Raw genomic sequence first — 2298 nt, 5'->3', positions numbered from 1 at the left:
GACCCTGGGCGGTGCGCTCGCGGTCGCCCAGGGGTTGCCGGCGGAACTGGCCGACGCGCTGCTGCACGCCGCCCGGGTCGCGTTCACCGACGGGCTGCACCTGGCCGCGTACGCCGCCATGGCGGTGATGCTGCTGGGCGCCGTCACCGCGCTGGCCGCGCTGCGCGGCGTCCGACCGGCCGACTCCGCGGCGTTTGCCGCCGAGCCGACCGGTCCGGCCGACACCTCGTTGTCGTCGGTCAGTCGATGAGCACGTGCGCGAGCCGGTCGCGGAAACGCCGCTCGGAGTCGCTGACCGACTCGCCGCCGATGCCCAGCAACCCACCGCTGGACGCGGCGCCCACCACCTGCTCGGCGATCTTCACGAGCCAGTGCTTGTACGCGCCGGCCTCACCCTCGTCGACCCGCGCGGCCAGCAGTTCGGCCGCCTGGCCGGCCCGCAGCAGCACGTCGTCGAGGTAGGCCCCGGGGTCGGCGGGCGCGATGACCGGCAGCTCCTCACCGGTCTCCGGGTCGCCGACCCGGGTGACGATCTCACCGGCCACGGCGGCGACCAGCGGGCTGGCCGACTCCCGGCCGGCGGCGATGGTCTCCAGCCCGGCCGCGTTCTCCGCCATGGTCCGGCGGGTGCCGTCGGACTCGGCGGCGCTCGCCGCGGTCAGCACCGACTGCGGGAGGCCGACCAGCAGCCCCCACTCCTCGTCGGAGAACCCGAACCCGGTGTACGCCGGCTGCTCGATCACGGCAACGCCCCTTCCGCCCTGCTCTGCTTGATCAATCGGTGCTCTGCTTGGTCGATCCACCGGGCCCGACACCGGTGCCCGGGTCAGGCTAGTCCAGGGTCAGCAGGCCCTGTTCGGACACCACGCGCACCGACAACGTCTTGTACCCGACCTCATCGAAGAGAACCGTCATCTTGTCGTCCTCGTAGGAGAGCACCAGGCCGGGGCCCCACTCGGGGTGACGCACCTGGCTGTGCACCGGGAACGGCCCGACCGCGCCGTGGTCGGCCACGCTGGTGCCGTTGTGGCAGTTGTCGCAGTGCCCGCAGACCTGCGTCATCTGCTCACCGAAGTACGCCAGCAGGGTCTGCCCGCGGCAGGCCAGGGTCTCGGCGAAGGCGCGCATCATGTCGGTGCGGGACCGGGTCACCGTCTGCTGGCGCTCCGCCTCGGCCAGCGCCGCCGCCGCGGCGTCGGCCGGGGTGGGGGAGTACCGGGGCGCGCCGATGCGCTGCCGGGCGCGGGGCTCGGCCGCGCCGATCTGCTCCAGCAGGGAGAGGTACTGGCCCAGCTTGCGCGGCCCGAGGCCGGTGCTCTCGCGCAGTTCGGTCTTGGTGGCCGCCTTCTTGCGCAGCAGCGCGGCGAGGTCGCGCAGCTCGTCGACGTCGGGCAGGCCGCCGCTGAAGAACCGTTGCAGGCCCACGTCCTCGGCCTGCCACAGCAGCAGCACCCGGGCCGGTTGCCCGTCGCGCCCGGCCCGGCCGATCTCCTGGAAGTAGCTGTCCGGTGAGTCCGGCAGCGCCATGTGCACCACCCAGGCGATGTTCGGCTTGTCGATGCCCATGCCGAACGCCGACGTCGCCACCATGATGGGGACCTGGTCGGCGAGGAACGCCTCGTGCAGTTCGGCGCGCGCGCCGGCCGCCATCCCACCGTGGTAGAACTGCGCCGGGAAGCCGGCGTCGGTCAACCGGGTGGCCAACTCCTCGGCGGCGCGACGGGTCGGCACGTAGATGATCCCGGGCCGCTCGTCGTCCTGGAGCAGCGCGATCAGCCGCCGCCACCGGTAGTCCTCCGTGGGGCAGTGCGCGACCTCGACGAACAGGTTCGGCCGGTCCAGCCCGGAGACCACCACCTCCGGCTCGCGCAGCCGCAGCCGGGCGATGATGTCGTCGCGGACCGGAGGGGATGCGGTGGCGGTCAACGCGACCACCGGCGGTCGGCCGATGCCGTCGATGAGGTGCCCGAGCGCCAGGTAGTCGGGGCGGAAGTCGTGGCCCCACGCCGAGATGCAGTGCGCCTCGTCGATCGCCACCAGCGCCGGCTTCAGCGCCGCGACCTCGGCCATTCGTTCCGGGTTGCTGAGCTGTTCCGGGGTGATGAAGAGGAACTCCGCCCGGCCCTCGCGGACCTCGGTGATCGCCTCCGCCTGCTGGGTGGGCGACTCGTTCGAGCTGATCCGCACCGCCCGCAGCTCCGGGCGTTGCCGCTCGTTGAGGGAGGCGATCTGGTCCTGTTGGAGGGCCAGCAGGGGGGAGATCACCACCGTGGGGCCGGGGATCAGGCTGGCCGGGAT

At 72.9% G+C, this 2298-nt stretch carries 2 protein-coding genes and 1 pseudogene; 1 reads left to right on the top strand and 2 read right to left on the bottom strand.

Annotation, left to right across the window (positions count from 1 at the left end; translation table 11 throughout):
* Positions 1-250: pseudogene (locus KBX53_RS30145) on the top strand (multidrug transporter); the annotation flags it as partial.
* Here KBX53_RS30145 and KBX53_RS30140 read toward each other — a convergent pair.
* Together KBX53_RS30140 and KBX53_RS30135 are read right to left on the bottom strand one after the other, a co-directional pair.
* A complete protein-coding gene (locus KBX53_RS30140; protein WP_030334948.1) occupies positions 240-743 on the bottom strand; it encodes a hypothetical protein in 504 nt (167 codons plus the stop codon). The pseudogene KBX53_RS30145 and the gene KBX53_RS30140 sit on opposite strands and share 11 nt — an antisense overlap.
* Positions 744-831: 88 nt before the next feature.
* Positions 832-2298: RecQ family ATP-dependent DNA helicase (locus KBX53_RS30135; protein WP_210863071.1), on the bottom strand; the 1467-nt coding region annotated here is incomplete at its 5' end.

The sequence above is a fragment of the Micromonospora sp. M51 genome, assembly GCF_018070305.1.
Lineage (GTDB): Bacteria > Actinomycetota > Actinomycetes > Mycobacteriales > Micromonosporaceae > Micromonospora > Micromonospora parva.
The sequence above is the reverse complement of the archived record's forward strand: the minus strand, read 5'-3'. Positions and strand labels throughout refer to the sequence as shown.